This window comes from Pseudomonas sp. LBUM1662 (assembly GCF_059695915.1).
On record NZ_CP166793.1, the window covers coordinates 1,384,289 to 1,399,762 of the forward strand.

General features: G+C 59.9%; 15 protein-coding genes. 3 read left to right on the plus strand and 12 right to left on the minus strand.

Features of this window, described 5'->3' with window-relative positions; genetic code table 11:
• Positions 1-70: 70 nt before the first annotated feature.
• On the minus strand, positions 71-1,630 hold the full coding sequence (locus tag ACA049_RS06115; RefSeq protein WP_497333903.1) for an AmpG family muropeptide MFS transporter: 1,560 nt from the start codon (positions 1,628-1,630) through the stop codon (positions 71-73).
• Positions 1,631-1,674: 44 nt separating this feature from the next.
• Positions 1,675-2,028: an MGMT family protein gene (locus ACA049_RS06120; protein ID WP_497333905.1), complete on the minus strand. Its 354-nt coding sequence runs from the start codon at positions 2,026-2,028 to the stop codon at positions 1,675-1,677.
• Positions 2,029-2,192: 164 nt separating this feature from the next.
• On the opposite strand from ACA049_RS06120, the gene ACA049_RS06125 reads away from it, so the two are divergent.
• Positions 2,193-3,200 (plus strand): DUF481 domain-containing protein, encoded by a 1,008-nt coding sequence (locus ACA049_RS06125; RefSeq protein WP_497333907.1) that lies wholly within the window; start codon positions 2,193-2,195, stop codon positions 3,198-3,200.
• Between the two features lie 109 nt (positions 3,201-3,309).
• Here the strand turns inward: ACA049_RS06125 and ACA049_RS06130 are convergent, their stop codons facing one another.
• Entirely contained in the window at positions 3,310-3,519 is a 210-nt protein-coding gene (locus ACA049_RS06130) for a cold-shock protein (protein WP_002554837.1), read from the minus strand.
• Between the two features lie 353 nt (positions 3,520-3,872).
• Between ACA049_RS06130 and dcd the strand changes: the two genes are divergently transcribed.
• Positions 3,873-4,439 (plus strand): dCTP deaminase, encoded by a 567-nt coding sequence (dcd, locus tag ACA049_RS06135; protein WP_010462661.1) that lies wholly within the window; start codon positions 3,873-3,875, stop codon positions 4,437-4,439.
• Between the two features lie 106 nt (positions 4,440-4,545).
• Positions 4,546-4,755: a hypothetical protein gene (locus ACA049_RS06140; RefSeq protein WP_109628267.1), complete on the plus strand. Its 210-nt coding sequence runs from the start codon at positions 4,546-4,548 to the stop codon at positions 4,753-4,755.
• A 121-nt stretch (positions 4,756-4,876) separates the two neighbouring features.
• Here ACA049_RS06140 and pdeM read toward each other — a convergent pair whose 3' ends face one another.
• From pdeM to ACA049_RS06185, 9 genes are all read right to left on the minus strand, one after another.
• On the minus strand, positions 4,877-5,533 hold the full coding sequence (gene pdeM / locus ACA049_RS06145) for a ligase-associated DNA damage response endonuclease PdeM (RefSeq protein ID WP_497333909.1): 657 nt from the start codon (positions 5,531-5,533) through the stop codon (positions 4,877-4,879).
• Entirely contained in the window at positions 5,533-8,019 is a 2,487-nt protein-coding gene (locus ACA049_RS06150) for a ligase-associated DNA damage response DEXH box helicase (RefSeq protein ID WP_497333911.1), read from the minus strand. The genes pdeM and ACA049_RS06150 overlap by 1 nt, the downstream gene beginning before the upstream one ends.
• A 211-nt stretch (positions 8,020-8,230) precedes the next feature.
• Complete coding sequence (locus ACA049_RS06155; RefSeq protein ID WP_109628270.1) at positions 8,231-8,995, minus strand: ABC transporter ATP-binding protein; 765 nt, start codon at positions 8,993-8,995, stop codon at positions 8,231-8,233.
• Between the two features lie 13 nt (positions 8,996-9,008).
• A complete protein-coding gene (locus ACA049_RS06160; protein ID WP_497333913.1) occupies positions 9,009-10,127 on the minus strand; it encodes a succinylglutamate desuccinylase/aspartoacylase family protein in 1,119 nt (372 codons plus the stop codon).
• Between the two features lie 29 nt (positions 10,128-10,156).
• The gene (locus ACA049_RS06165; RefSeq protein WP_497333915.1) at positions 10,157-10,867 is read right to left on the minus strand and encodes an ABC transporter permease; all 711 of its coding nucleotides are present in this window, start codon (positions 10,865-10,867) and stop codon (positions 10,157-10,159) included.
• Entirely contained in the window at positions 10,864-11,592 is a 729-nt protein-coding gene (locus tag ACA049_RS06170) for an ABC transporter permease (protein ID WP_054046997.1), read from the minus strand. The genes ACA049_RS06165 and ACA049_RS06170 overlap by 4 nt, the downstream gene beginning before the upstream one ends.
• A gap of 56 nt (positions 11,593-11,648) precedes the next feature.
• Positions 11,649-12,431, minus strand: a complete 783-nt coding sequence (locus ACA049_RS06175) for a transporter substrate-binding domain-containing protein (protein WP_219096833.1) — start codon at positions 12,429-12,431, stop codon at positions 11,649-11,651.
• Positions 12,432-12,742: 311 nt separating this feature from the next.
• Positions 12,743-14,431: an ATP-dependent DNA ligase gene (locus tag ACA049_RS06180; RefSeq protein WP_497333917.1), complete on the minus strand. Its 1,689-nt coding sequence runs from the start codon at positions 14,429-14,431 to the stop codon at positions 12,743-12,745.
• Entirely contained in the window at positions 14,428-15,462 is a 1,035-nt protein-coding gene (locus ACA049_RS06185; protein WP_497333919.1) for a ligase-associated DNA damage response exonuclease, read from the minus strand. Before ACA049_RS06185 ends, ACA049_RS06180 begins: the two co-directional genes overlap by 4 nt.
• Positions 15,463-15,474: the final 12 nt, after the last annotated feature.

A 15,474-nucleotide genomic window follows, 5' to 3' on the forward strand; every position in this document is an offset into this window, starting at 1 on the left:
GCTGGCGTACAGGCGTGCGGTCGGCGGTGTGGCACGAGGGCGGGAATCGTCGCGCCCTCTGCGAAATGTCCTACGATTCTTCCGCGACCTGGGTCGGCACCGGTTCGGGTGTCGGCGTCGGACCTGCGCGGCGGCTCTCCTGGAACCAGTGCAGCGCGATCAACAGCAAGGTCGGAACACCCAGCAGCGCCGTGATCAGGAAGAAGTTGTGATAACCGAATTTCTCCACCATGACCCCTGAATAGCCGCCGATCAGGCGTGGCAGCAGGAGCATGATCGAGCTGAGCAGGGCGTACTGGGTGGCCGAGAATTTGAGGTTGGTCAGGCTCGACAGGTAAGCGACAAATGCCGACGTCGCCAGGCCCGAGCTGAAGTTGTCCAGGGAAATGGTCAGGATCAGCATGTTCAGGTTGGCGCCCATGTCGGCGAGCATCAGGAACAGCAGGTTGGTGCCGGCCGACGCAATGCCGCCGATCAGCAGGATCGGCAGAATCCCGAAACGCACGATCAGCAGGCCGCCCATGCCGGCGCCGACCAGCGTCATGATCAGGCCGAAGATTTTGCTGACGCTGGCGATCTGATCCTTGGTGAAGCCCTGGTCGATGTAGAACACGTTGGCCATCACGCCCATGACCGTATCGGACATTCGATAGGTGGCGATCAACCCGAGCAACAGGAACGCCTGCCAGCGGTAACGCAGAATGAAGTCGTTGATCGGCGTCAGCACCGGCGCCAGGCCACGACGGCCCATGGCCGACAGGCACATAAATGTGAGCGTGGTGTAGAGGATGGCTCGCAGGAAGGCGCGGTCTTCGAGCAGCAGGTCGAGCAGGCTCACGCCTTCGAACAGCACGCTGGCGAAGTCGGTGTTGTAGAGCTGGGTGAACATGGCCGGCACGGACACCAGCAGCACGATCAGCACGAACACCGACACCAGTTGATGCATGAAACTGTAGCGACCGGCCTGCAATTGAGTGCGCAGCGGCACGGGCGGTTCGCGCATGAACAGTGTGGTCAGCAGCGCCGGGACCATCAGGGCGCCAAACAGCACGTAGGTGCCGGCCCAGGCCGAATGCTTGTAGTTGAAGCCGGTGGAACCGAAGCCTTCAGCGAAGAACAGCGCGCCGGCCGTCGCCAGCAATGCGGCGATCCGATAACCAGACATATAGCTGGCGGCGAGCGCGGCCTGGCGAGTGTCGTCGGCGATTTCCAGGCGATAGGCGTCAACCGCGATGTCTTGCGTCGCCGAGGCGAAGGCGACGACCACGGCGATGGCGATCAGCCAGGACAAATGCTTTTGCGGGTCGCAGAAACCCATCCCGATCAGGCCGAGGATCACCAGTGCCTGTGACAGCACCAGCCAGGAACGTCGTCGACCAAGCTTGCCGAGAAATGGCAGGCGCCATTGGTCGAGCAGCGGGGACCAGACCCATTTAAAGGCATAGGCCAAGCCGATCAGGCTTGCATAACCGATGGTTTCGCGGGCCACACCGGCCTCACGCAGCCAGACGGAAAGCGTCGAAAACACCAGCATGTAGGGCAGGCCGGCGGCGAAACCAAGCAACAACAACACAAGCGTCGAGGGGCTGGCATAGGCGGCGAGCGCGGCGCGCCAGGTTTTACGGGGCATGGGCTGGAGTCTGCCTCAAGAATTACGGAAACAAAGCGCGCACTCTAACCGCTGTGCTCTACCGGGCGCCAGCCATGGCGCTGAATATCAACACGATTGTTCAGGATACTGACGCCTTCGGAGCGCAATCTCGCCCGCTGTTCATCCCCTGAAGGACTGCCCACGGGCAGGCTGATCCGACCGCCGGCACCGAGTACGCGGTGCCACGGCAATTTGGTGTCGCCCGGCAGTTGGCTCAATGTTCGTCCGACCCAGCGGGCGGCGCGACCCAGCCCTGCCAGTTCGGCGAGTTGACCATAGCTCACCACTTTGCCTTCGGGTACTTGCGCGAGGGTCAAGTAGAGCGCCGTGCGTCGGATTTGCGCCGCACTGTCGGTTTCAGCGGATGAGTCGGTCACGTCCGTGGTTCCTGAAGAAGTTCGCCTTACCGCTTATAGAGTAAGTCCTGGATTGGCAATTGAGAAATGAACTCAATAGAAATAGTCGGGTCAGTCCTTGCTAGGGTCTTATTCTCAGGGATAATGCCGACTTTTTTTCGCAAACTTCGAGCCTGTATCTGCTTATGGTGTCCAGAACCCTGTTGTGCCTCGCTGTCCTCAGTGCCTCCACGCCGTTGCTCGCTGATACCGTCTGGTTGAAGAACGGTGACAAATTGAGCGGCAAGATCACGCTGTTCGATGGCGGTAAATTGCTGATCCAGACCGAGTACGCCGGTGCGGTCCCGATCGACTGGAAACAGGTCAAGACCCTGGAAAGTGATCAGGAGTTACTGGTCAAGCAGGATGCCTATACCGGTGAGAAGGCCAAGTCGCTGCATGCGGCAGACGACGGCAAGGTCACGCTGGAAAATGGCGAGGCGCCCAAGACGGTCGAGTTGGCCAGTATCCAGCAGATCCTCAAGCCCAAGCCGGTGGTCGAAGACCTGGTGTGGAAGGGCAATATCGACGCGGCATTGGATTACCAGCGGGCGGAAAAAGATACCGATGACTACGACATCGACTTCAAGACCACTGCGCGCCATGGCAGATGGCGGCACATCGCGGAAGGCGAGTACAACCGCGAATTCCAGGATGACGTGGTCACCACTGACAACTGGCGCGCCGAATACTCACTTGACCGCTTCCTGACCGAGAAATGGTTCTGGCAAGGTCGCGTCGTCTACAAGCGAGACAAAGTTGAAGACCTTTCCCGTCAGCGCACCGTCGGTACCGGTCCGGGTTACCAGTTCTGGGATGACGAGCTTGGCGCATTCTCGCTGGGCTCGCTGGTCAACCGCACGGATTACGAGTTCTCCGACGGCAGCAAGGAAAACTTCTATTCGCTGGCGATGAAATGGGACTACAACCGCTACCTGATCGGCAAGAAGGTGGAGTTCTTCACCAATGGCGAGGTGGGCAAGCCGCTGTCGGGCGTGGCCGATTACGCGCTCGATGCCGAAATGGGCTTGCGCTACAAAGTCACCGAGTGGGCATCGCTTAACCTGAAGGCTGAGCGAGACATCATCAGCGGCACCGACGATGCCGATCTGGACAAGACCCGTTACACCGCAGGGTTTGGCGTAGCCTGGTAAGACACAAAAAATCGCAGCCATGGGCTGCGATTTTTTTTGCCTGCAAAACACACAGGCACAAAAAAGCCCCGCTTTTGAGGGCGGGGCTTTTTACTAAAGCAAGTACAAGTTAGATAACTTGAACTTCTTCAGCTTGCATGCCTTTCTGACCGCGGGTAGCGATGAAAGAAACCTGTTGGCCTTCTTTCAGGCTTTTGAAGCCGTCGGATTGGATAGCTTTGAAGTGAACGAACAGGTCGTCACCGGATTGTGGAGTGATGAAGCCGAAGCCTTTTTCATCGTTGAACCACTTAACGGTACCAGTTTGGCGATTAGACATGGTGTAACTCCTTGAACAAAGATAACTGCGACGCAGGAAGAACCCTGGCCGAGACTGAGTGCAAAGAGCAGGAAAAATTCTTGTAGATGGTTGGATCGAAATTCAACATATCGTGTAGAGATTCTCAGTGACACAAGCAGCACAGTGGCGCCACCTTAACCCTTTTTCAGGAACGTGCCAATGCTTCCTGCAAAGGTTTCTCTGTTTTCATGACTGACGGTCTGATGAATTAAGGCGAAGGCCCAGTTATCACGGGGGATCGGCGAGAATTGTGCCCTGGACTTTGAACCGGAGCGCGCGCCCGGTAAGATGCCGGACAGAATTTTTCCACCTCGCTATTCAGGACACCCGCCATGAGCATCAAATCGGACAAGTGGATTCGCCGCATGGCGCAGGAACACGGCATGATCGAGCCGTTCGTCGAGCGCCAGGTGCGCGGCAGCGACGATAACCGTGTGATCTCCTACGGCGTGTCGAGTTACGGCTACGACGTTCGTTGCACCAGTCATTTCAAGGTGTTCACCAACATCAATTCGGCCATTGTCGACCCGAAAAATTTCGATGCCGGCAGCTTCGTCGACATCCACAGCGACGTCTGCATCATCCCGCCGAACTCTTTCGCCCTGGCCAGCACCGTCGAATATTTCCGTATTCCGCGCAACGTGTTGACCATCTGCCTGGGCAAAAGCACTTACGCTCGCTGCGGCATCATCGTCAACGTCACCCCGCTTGAGCCTGAGTGGGAGGGGCATGTGACCCTGGAGTTCTCGAACACCACCAACCTGCCGGCGAAAATCTATGCCAACGAAGGCGTGGCGCAGATGCTGTTCCTTGAATCCGACGAAGAGTGCGAAGTGTCCTATAAGGACCGTGGCGGCAAGTATCAGGGCCAACGCGGCGTGACCCTGCCACGCACCTGATCCATTCATCTGGCAGGTCGCGGGAATTCTTGAGCGGGTAGACACTCTATTGGGTGTACTGCCCGGTTCGCGTACAGCGGACGGGGCCATTGCTCAGGAGTGCTTTATGAAGATCGATCCGCAAATAAGTGCCGAACTGGCAAGGCTTGAGCCCAATCAGATTGGCGTCTTGGCCTGGTCCTTGTTGGCACATCCACCTATCAGCATGGCAGGGGGCATTCCCGGCCAGCCTGATCCAGATACCCCCAACGAACAACCTACCGAGCCCGGTGAGCCCACCCTGCCGGATGAGCCGCCTCCCGCGCCCGTAGCCTGATCAGCGCAAAGATCTGTAGGAGCGAAGCTTGCTCGCGAAGGCGGTGTGTCAGCCAACAAATTCTTATCTGACACGCCGTCTTCGCGAGCAAGCATCGCTCCTACAGGGTATGGGGTAGGCGTCAGCTGACTGGCCATATGTCGTTGTCGCCGATGACAAAAATCCTGCAGCTGTCGTCCCGCTCGACCTGATATCCGCCGGTAAATGCGCCAAAAGCCGGAAGCAGGCTGATCTGCTCGCCCAATCTGAAACACGCCAGGCGCAAACGCTGCCGACCTCTGCCGTTCAGCCGATAAACCGGATGCACATGCCCGGCGAGCACATGCCGCTGCGGATGGGGATCGGGCTCATGCTGCAAGGCGAACGGCCCGAGCAACAACGGCTCAGGCACTACGCGTATGTTCAATGAGGCTGGCGGATCCCCGGCGCGTTTGTCGTGATTGCCGCGGATCAGCGTCATCGGCAGGTCCGGGTGCCGCGCCCGCCAATCCGCCAGTGCGCTTAACGTGCCAGTGGCGTGGGAGCCAGGCCCGTGCAGAAAGTCCCCAAGGAAAATCAGCTGACGGCAGGGCAGGGCGGCCAACAACCCGTCCAGCACCGCGATATTGCTGGCGGTGGTGCCATGGGGCACCGGCTGACCCAGGCTGCGATACGCCGCCGCTTTACCGAAATGCACGTCGGCGATCAACAGGGCTTGTTGCGCCGGCCAGTAGATGGCTTTTTCCGGCAGCAGCCATAGCTCTTCGCCGGCGAGTCGCACGGGATAGGGCGTACTCATCAGATTTTTCCGGTTTCGGCGGTGTTCTCAAGGTCGCTGACCATGCGTCGGATACGGTCCGCGAGTTTTTCCGAACTCATGCTTTCCCGCATGCGCTCAACCAACAGGGGAAACCCCAATGGTGTAGGACGTTTGAGGTGATGCAGGTCCAGTTTCAGCTGATTGATGCGCGCCAACGTCTGTTGCAGGCGATGAATATCCAGTTCTTCCCGCAGGACTTCTTCCCCGGCCTGGGCCAGTAACAGATTCCCTGCGTCGTACTGCTTGAACACCTCGAAAAACAGCCCGCTGGAGGCTTGAACCTGCCGCGTACTTTTCGGTGCGCCGGGGTAGCCGGCAAACACCAGCCCGGCAATTCGCGCAATTTCCCTAAAGCGACGAAGCGCGAGTTCTCCGGCATTCAGACTGGCGAGTACGTCTTCCAACAAATGCTCGGGACTCAACAGCCCGGGGTTCAAGACCTGCGACCAGTCCACAGCCGTGGCGCTGAGCAATTCCAGCCCGTAATCGTTGACCGCGATGGAAAACGTCACCGCCTGCTGCTGGCTGACCCGCCACGCCAGCAAACTGGCCAGTCCCAGATGCACCTGGCGCCCGGCAAAGGGGTAGAGAAAGAGGTGCCAGCCTTCGCGGGATTTCAACGCTTCGGCCAGCAACGACGTCGAGGTCGGCAGCCCGGACCAGCGTTGCTGCACCTCCAGCAACGGACGCAGCGCCCGCATTTCCGGGCCGATGAACTCGCCTTGCTCCGCCGCACTGAAACGCGCGACCACCGCCTGCGCCAGTTCGTTGGAAAGGGGCATCCGCCCGCCATTCCAGCGCGGCACCGCGGCTTTTTTCGCGGTGCTGCGTTTGACGTAGGCGGTCATGTTTTCCACCCGGACCAATTCCAGCAAGCGCCCTGCGAACAGAAAGCCGTCGCCCGGTTTGAGCCGCGCAATAAAACCTTCCTCGACGCTGCCCAGCTGCTTGCCGCCGCCGCCCTTGCTCCAGAACTTCAGCTGAATGCTCGCATCGCTGACGATGGTGCCGATGCTCATGCGATGCCGTCGTGCCAGCCGCGCATCCGGTACGCGCCACACGCCGTGTTCATCCGGTTCCACCCGGCGATAGTCCGGATAGGCTGTCAGGGAAAGTCCGCCATGGCGTACGAAAGCCAGTGCCCAGGTCCAATCCTCCACGGTGAGGTCTCGATAGGCCCAGGCGCCACGGACTTCTTCATACAACTCATCCGGCACAAATCCACCGCCCAACGCCATGCTGACCAGATGCTGCACCAGCACATCCAGCGGTTTGTGCGGCGACTCCCGGGGCTCGATACGGCGTTGCGCCACGGCGTCTTGAGCCGCCGCCGCTTCGATCAGTTCCAGGCTGTGAGTCGGCACCAGCGTGACCCGTGACACACGCCCCGGCGCATGACCTGACCGCCCGGCACGCTGCATCAGGCGCGCCACGCCTTTGGCCGAACCGATTTGCAGCACTCGTTCCACCGGCAGGAAATCTACCCCCAGGTCCAGGCTTGAGGTACAGACCACCGCTTTGAGTTGACCTTCCTTAAGCGCTCGCTCGACCCAGTCGCGGGTGTCTCGCGACAGTGAGCTGTGATGCAAGGCAATCAGCCCGGCCCAATCAGGACGAGCTTCCAGCAAGGCCTGATACCAGATCTCGGATTGCGCACGGGTGTTGGTGAACACCAGGCTGCTGGGGCTGGAGTCTATTTCGGCGACGACCTGCGGCAACATCTTCAGGCCAATGTGCCCGGCCCATGGAAATCGCTCGATGGCGGGTGGCAGCAAGGTGTCGACCCGCAGTTCCTTGGAGGTCTGGCCTTGCACGCTGATGCCGCCGCCCTGTGGGATCAATACCTGTTCGGCGTGGGCCTGATTACCCAGCGTCGCGGAAACGCCCCACACGATCAGATCCGGATTCCATCGGCGCAAACGGGCGAGAGCAAGTTGCAGTTGTACGCCGCGCTTGTTGCCGAGCAATTCGTGCCATTCATCGACCACCACCATGCGCAAGGTCGCCAGCGCGGTTTGCGCATCGGCACGGGCGAGCAGAAGGGTCAGGCTTTCGGGGGTGGTGATCAGTGTGGTCGGCAGGCGTCGGCTCTGTCGCGCGCGTTCGCTGCTGCTGGTGTCGCCGGTGCGCAGGCCGACGCTCCACGGGATCTGCAAGTCGCGCAGCGGCGCTTCCAGGGCGCGAGCGGTGTCGGCGGCCAAGGCACGCATGGGGGTTATCCACAGCACTGTCAGCGGTTCGGCCAGCGGCTTGCGTTTGCGAGGGGGTTCTACAGGAGCGATCGACTTGGCGTAGCGATTGAGCGCGGCAAACCAGACTGCATAGGTTTTACCGGCGCCGGTGCTGGCGTGAAGTAATCCGGACTCGCCGCGTTTGACACTCGTCCACACCTGTTTCTGAAAGGCGAACGGCTTCCAGTCGCGGGCGCTGAACCATTGTTTTGCGTAGTCGGGGGAGGATCCCATGCCGGCGGTGTGCGCTCTGAAAGTGTTCTTTCAGTGACCGCGGCGCAAGGGCAAAGGTTTAATGACACTGAACGATCTGAACGAACCGGACCCATTGTAGGAGCTGTCGAGTGAAACGAGGCTGCGATCTTTTGATCTTGATCTTTTTAAAAGCAAGATCAAAAGATCGCAGCCTCGTTTCACTCGACAGCTCCTACAGGGGGGCATGTGTTTACTTGAGGTTGCCGCTCAGGAACTGCTTCAGCCGTTCGCTCTTCGGATTGCCCAGCACGTCTTCCGGCGCGCCTTCTTCCTCGACCAGGCCCTGGTGCAGAAACAACACCTGGCTCGATACCTTGCGGGCGAAGCTCATTTCGTGAGTCACCATGATCATGGTCCGGCCTTCTTCCGCCAGGCCCTGAATCACTCGAAGCACCTCACCCACCAGCTCCGGGTCGAGCGCCGAGGTTGGTTCGTCGAACAGCATGACTTCCGGCTCCATGGCCAATGCCCGCGCAATCGCCACGCGTTGCTGCTGACCACCCGAAAGAAACGCCGGGTATTGATCCGCCACCCGCGCCGCCAGCCCGACCTTGTCGAGATAACGTCGCGCGCGGTCTTCGGCTTCCTCTTTGCTGCAACCCAGCACCCGGCGCGGGGCCATGGTGATGTTTTCCAGCACGGTCATGTGGCTCCACAGGTTGAAGTGCTGGAACACCATGGCCAGGCGCGTGCGGATTTTTTGCAGTTCATCGGGATCGGCCACGTGCATGCCGTGGCGATCCTTGATCATGCGGATGTTCTGGCCATCCAGGGTCATGGCGCCGTCGTTGGGTTGTTCGAGAAAGTTGATGCAGCGCAGAAAGGTACTTTTGCCCGAGCCGCTGGCGCCGATCAGGCTGATGACGTCGCCGGTGTTGGCCTTGAGTGAAACGCCTTTGAGCACATGATGATCGCCATAGCTTTTATGCAGGCCTTCGATGGTCAGTTTGTACATGGGGCATGCATCCTCAAGGCGAAAGTAGGTAGCCGCTGCGATAGGCCTCGGTGCCCGCGACGTGCGCGATCACCATGCCGGCAGTGGCCATGCGCCGCAGCGAGCGGGCGTACATCAGGCCGGCGGCGGTGCAATGAACGGGGGTGACGCGATCGTTGATCGGGTCGATGATTTCGGCGATCAGTTGCCCGGCCTCGAGGTATTCCCCCGGCAGCACGGTGAACACCAGCAGACCGCCGACGGGCGTGGCCACTGGTTCGACGCCGGCCAGTGGTGTGGCCGGGTAGGGCAGTTCGGGCAGTGGCGCCGGTTCGCCGGCAATGGCGCCGAAGTGAATCAGGTAATCGATCAGCGCCTGGCAATCGAGGCTGGCCAACGGGTGATTGACGTCACCCTGGCCGCGCAACTCGACGGTGACCGAGAGGCTGCCGAGCGGAATGTTGAAATGCTCGCCGAAGCGTTCTTTCAACTGCCACCACAGCAGGGTGAAACATTCATCGAACGACTGACCGCCGGAATCGGTGGCCAGCAGGCTCGCTTCGGCACCGATGTAACGGGCCAGCGGCTCGACCTGGGGCCAGGCTTCGGGGGTGGTGTAAAGGTGGGCCACCGCTTCGAAATCGCAATGTAGGTCCAGCACCATGTCTGCATCGCAGGCCAGTCGTTGCAGCGTCAGGCGTTGGGATTGCAGTTGAGTGCTTGCGGCCTGCCGGGCGAGGGCGTTGCGCAGGCTTTCGCGGATCAATTCAAGGTTGCGCTGCGGATCATCGCCCAGCTGGCCTTCGATCTCGTTGCCCACCGTTTCGCTCAAATCGACGAACCAGCGATTGAAGTTCTGCCCGCTTTCGAATTCGTAGCGGCCCAGCGGCACGTCCATCAGCACCTGTTCCAGGCCAACCGGGTTCGCTACCGGCACCAGCACGATTTCGCTGCGCAGGCGGCCTGAGGCTTCAAGTTCCGCGAGCCGCTGCTTGAGGTGCCAGGCCACCAGCATGCCGGGCATTTCATCGGCGTGCAGGGACGACTGGATGTAGATCTTGCCTTTGGCCGATGTCGGGCCGAAGTGGAAACTGTGAATCTGTCGTGCGGTCCCCGGCAGCGGGGCCAGCAAGTCATGTATCTGGTGGCGCATGTTCGTCTCTTTATCCCTGAAAACGGGTCCTAGTGGGTCGGCCCGAGGAACGCCAGCCATCGGCGTTCGGCGAGGCGGAACAGACCGACCAGCGCAAAGGTAACGGTCAGGTAGATCAGCGCAGCGATGCCGAACGACTGGAAAGTCAGGAAGGTCGCCGAGTTGGCGTCCCGCGCGACTTTCAGGATGTCCGGGATGGTCGCGGTGAACGCCACGGTGGTCGAGTGCAGCATCAGGATCACTTCGTTGCTGTAATAAGGCAACGAGCGACGCAGGGCTGACGGCATGATCACGTAGGCATACAGCTTCCAGCCTGTCAGACCGTAGGCCTTGGCCGCCTCGACTTCACCGTGGTTCATGCTGCGGATCGCCCCGGCGAAGATCTCCGTGGTGTAGGCGCAGGTGTTCAGGGCGAAAGCCAGGATCGTGCAGTTCATCGCATCGCGAAAGAACGCATCCAGCACCGGTTGGGCGCGGATGGCGGCCAGGCTGTAGATGCCGGTGTAGCAAATCAGCAGCTGGATATACAGCGGCGTCCCGCGGAACAGGTAAGTGTAGAACTGCACCGGCCAGCGAACGTAGAAATGCGGCGACACCCGAGCGATGGACAGCGGAATCGACACCAGGAAACCGATGAAAATCGAGGCGCTGAGCAGCCACAGGGTCATGGCCAGGCCGGTGATGTTGTTGCCGTCGGTATAAAGGAAGGGTTTCCAGTATTCCTGCAAGAGTTCGATCATCGTACGGCCTCCCGGGAGCCGGCGGCGTAGCGGCGTTCGAGCCAGCGCAGGACGAAGTTGGAAGCGCTGGTGATGACCAGGTAGATCAGCGCGGCAAGCACCAGGAAATAAAACAGTTGATAGGTGCTTTTACCCGCGTCCTGCGCGGCTTTGACCAAGTCGGCGAGGCCGATGATCGACACCAGCGCGGTGGCCTTGAGCATTACCATCCAGTTGTTACCGATACCCGGCAGGGCGAAACGCATCATTTGCGGGAACACCACGATTCGAAAACGCTGGCCGCGCTTGAGGCCATAAGCGGTAGCGGCTTCGACCTGCCCCCGAGGCACGGCGAGAATCGCCCCGCGGAAGGTTTCGGTGAAGTACGCGCCATAAATGAAGCCCAGGGTGATGACCCCGGCGCTGAACGGGTTGATCTCGATGTATTCCCATTCCATGAAATCGGTAAACGACGTCAACCAGGTTTGCAGGCTGTAGAAAATCAGCAGCATCAGCACCAGGTCCGGCACGCCGCGAATCAGCGTGGTGTAGATCTGGGCCGGAACCCGCACCAGTTTGACTTTTGACAGTTTGGCGGTGGCGCCGAGCAGGCCGAGCAATACGGCCACCAGCAGCGACAATGCCGATAATTTGATGGTCATCCAGGTGCCTTCCATCAGCAACGGACCGAAGCCCTTGAGGCTGAAGGCTGAGAGCCCCAGGTTTTGTAATAGGTTTTCGAACATAAATCAGCAACCTGATCGGATGAAAAAAGCGCCCATCGCGAGATGGGCGCCGGGCATTATTTGCCGCTGTACAGATTCAGATCGCCAAAGTGTTTCTTTTGAATCTCGGCGTATTTGCCGTCATCGTGTAACGCTTTGATACCTTTATCCAAAAGCGCTTTCAGCTCGGTGTTACCTTTCTTAATACCGACAGCCGTTTTGGCCGGCAGCAAAGCGTTGTCGACAGGCTTGCTGACATCGTAATCAGCACCTTGTGGCGACTTCAGGAAGCCCAGTTCGGCTTGCAGCATGTCCTGAATCCCTGCGTCGAGACGACCGGAAGTCAAGTCGGCATAGACCTGGTCCTGGTTGGCGTAGGCCTGGGTTTTAACGCCGGCCTTGTCCAGAACGGCTTTGGCATAGGCTTCCTGGATGGTGCCTTGTTCGTAACCGACGGTCTTGCCCTTGAGCGAAGCGACGTCTGCGGTCACGCCAGAACCTTTCTTGAACACGTAGGCGGTCGGGCCGGAGAACAGCTCGCTGGAGAAGTCGATGACTTTTTCGCGGGCCTCGGTGACGGTCATCGAAGAGATCACACCGTCGAATTTATTGGCCTTGAGGCCCGGAATCATGCCGTCGAAATCGCTTTCGACCCATTTGCACTTGACCTTCAGCTCGGCGCAGATTGCGTTCCCCAGATCGATGTCAAAGCCCACCAGGCTGCCGTCGGCCGCTTTCGACTCGAACGGAGCATAGGAAGGGTCAACGCCAAAACGCAGTTCTTTGTATTCCTTTGCCATGGCGGAACCAGCAGCCATGCACAACGCCAGTGCAGAAAGGGTCAGCAATGCTTTTTTCATTATTCAATCCCTAAGAACCAATATGAGCGCTTGTGGCGCAGAATTATTGTTACTGGAAAGCGTAAGACCTAATGAAAGTAGCAATTTCCGAACCAGAGTCCCGAACAAGCGTTTTAAAAGGTGATACAAGAAGTGGCGACAGGGGATTTGTGCACGAAATCGGGCGCCTGAAAATAGCTGCACCAACTTGGTTCAGGATGGCACAAATCCTGTGGGAGCGGGCTTGCTCGCGAAAGCGGTGCGTCAGGCACATTTGTATCAACTGACACTCCGCTTTCGCGAGCAAGCCCGCTCCCACAGGGGGGATTGGGTTAGCCCAGTAAATCTTGCAGTGTTGCGAGGTTGTCAGCCTCATCCACCGACTTGTCCTGCCGCCACCTCAACATCCGCGGGAACCGCACGGCAATCCCGCTCTTGTGGCGTTTCGACAGGGCAATGCCCTCAAACCCCAGCTCAAACACCAGACTCGGTTTCACACTGCTCACCGGGCCGAATTTCTCTACGGTGGTCTTGCGCACGATGCTGTCGACCTGGCGCATTTCCTCGTCGGTCAGCCCTGAATAGGCTTTGGCGAACGGCACCAGGGTTCGTTCGCTGGCGTCCGGCGGGCCGTCCCAGACCGCGAAGGTGTAATCACTGTAGAGATTCGCCCGGCGACCATGACCGCGCTGTGCATAAATCAGCACCGCATCGACGCTGAAGGGGTCGACTTTCCATTTCCACCAGACGCCCATGTCCTTGGTCCGACCGACGCCATACAGCGCATCCCGGGCCTTGAGCATCATGCCTTCGACGCCGAGGCTGCGGGAGGCTTCGCGTTGTTTGGCGAGGTCAAACCAGTCTTCGCCGGTGAGCACCGGTGAGGCGAGTAACACCGGGTTGTTGCAGGTGGCGACGAGCTGATCCAGTTGCGCGCGGCGCTTCACCTGAGGCCGACTGCGCCAGTCCTCGCCCTGCCATTCCAGCAAGTCGTAGGCGAGGACCACCACCGGCACTTCCTCAAGAATTTTCTTGTCCAGGGTTTTGCGGCCGATCCGCTGCTGCAACAGGGCGAACGGCATGACCGCAGGAGCGGCTGGCGATTGCGGGTTGAAGGCATCGTCGGTGTTCGGCCGAGTGGTTTTCCAGGCGACGATTTCACCATCGATCACCGTACCGTCAGGCAGGCCGTGCAACAGTCTGTCGAGTTCTGGAAAGCGTTCGGTCACCAGTTCTTCGCCGCGCGACCAGATCCACAACCGTCCCTCGCGCTTGACCACCTGGGCGCGAATGCCATCCCATTTCCATTCCACTTGCCATTGGCTCGCCGGGCCGAGCACGGCTTCGAATTGCTCGACCGGGTGTGACAGGGCATGGGCCAGGAAAAACGGGTAGGGCTGGCCACCGCGCTGGGCATGTTCGTCTGACGATTCGGCCGCGATCAATTTCAGGTAGCTGGCAGCGCTCGGGCGATTGGACAGGTCGGTGTAACCGACCAACCGCTGGGCCACGCGTTTGCTGTCGAGCCCGGCCATGGCCGCCAGGGCGCGGGTCACCAGCAGCTTGGAGACGCCAACGCGGAAACTGCCGGTAATGAGTTTGATGCAGAGCATCAGGCTGTGGCGGTCCAGTTGCGCCCAGAGCGCGGGCAAACGCTGCGCGAGGGCTTCCGGGGGTTCGCCGCGCAGTGGCAGCAGTTTGTCTTCGATCCATACCGCCAGCCCGTCGGTGGAGCTGTGTCGGGCTTCGGGCAGGACCAGCGAAATGGTTTCCGCCAGATCGCCGACTGCCTGATAACTCTCTTCGAACAGCCAGGGCTCAAGGCCGGAAAACTCGACGGCCAGCTCGCGCAGCACGCGCACCGGCACCAGTTGCCGTGGGCGTCCACCGGACAAAAAGTACACCGCCCACGCGGCGTCTTCGGGGGCGGCCAGTGCAAAGTAGGTTTGCATCGCGGCCAGTTTGGCGTTGCTTGAAGTCGTAGCGTCGAGTTCGGCATACAGCTCGGCGAAAGCCTTCATGGCAGCACCTCGGCGGACTCGGTTTCGACGGCGGCGTTGTCTTCCTCATCGTCGCCATACTCCGTGCTGAAGCCCATGGCATCGAGACCCTGTTCGCGAAGATGGCGCACCAGCACCCCGACCGAACCGTGTGTGACCATCACCCGTTGCGCGCCGGTCTGTTCGATGGCCCAGAGCAGGCCGGGCCAGTCGGCGTGGTCGGACAGCACAAAGCCACGGTCGACACCGCGCCTGCGCCGCGTGCCGCGCAGTCGCATCCAGCCACTGGCAAAGCCATCGCTGTAATCGCCAAACCGACGCATCCAGGTGCTGGCGCCGGCCGATGGTGGGGCGATGACCAGCGCTTTGCGCATCATCGGATCGCTTTTCAGGACATCGCCGGCATAGATCGTCGGCGGGATATAAACGCCGCTGTCGCGATACACCCGGTTTAGCGGTTCTACCGCGCCATGCACCAAAATGGGGCCGAGACTGGCGTCGATGCCGTGGAGAATCCGCTGGGCCTTGCCGAAGGAATAGCAGAACAGCACGCTGGTTTTGTCGACCGTAGCATTGGCCTGCCACCACTGATTGAACTCATCAAAGACCTGCGCCTGGGGTTGCCAGCGATAAATCGGCAGGCCGAAAGTCGACTCTGTGATGAAGGTATGGCAACGCACCGGTTCGAACGGCGCACAAGTGCCGTCGGGCTCGATCTTGTAATCCCCCGAAGCGACCCAGACCTCGCCGCCGTATTCCAGACGCACTTGGGCGGAGCCGAGGACATGGCCGGCCGGGTGAAAACTCAGGGTGACGCCGTGGTGCTGCAAGCGCTCGCCATAGGGCAGGGTTTGCAGGTTGATGTCCTGGCCCAATCGCGCGCGCAAAATCCCTTCGCCGGGCGCGGCCGCCAGGTAGTGCTGATTGCCGCTACGGGCATGGTCGCCGTGAGCATGCGTGATAATCGAACGCTCGACTGGCCGCCACGGGTCGATATAGAAATCGCCGGCGGGGCAGTACAAGCCTTCAGGTCGCGCGATAACAAGATCCATGTCGTTACCAAA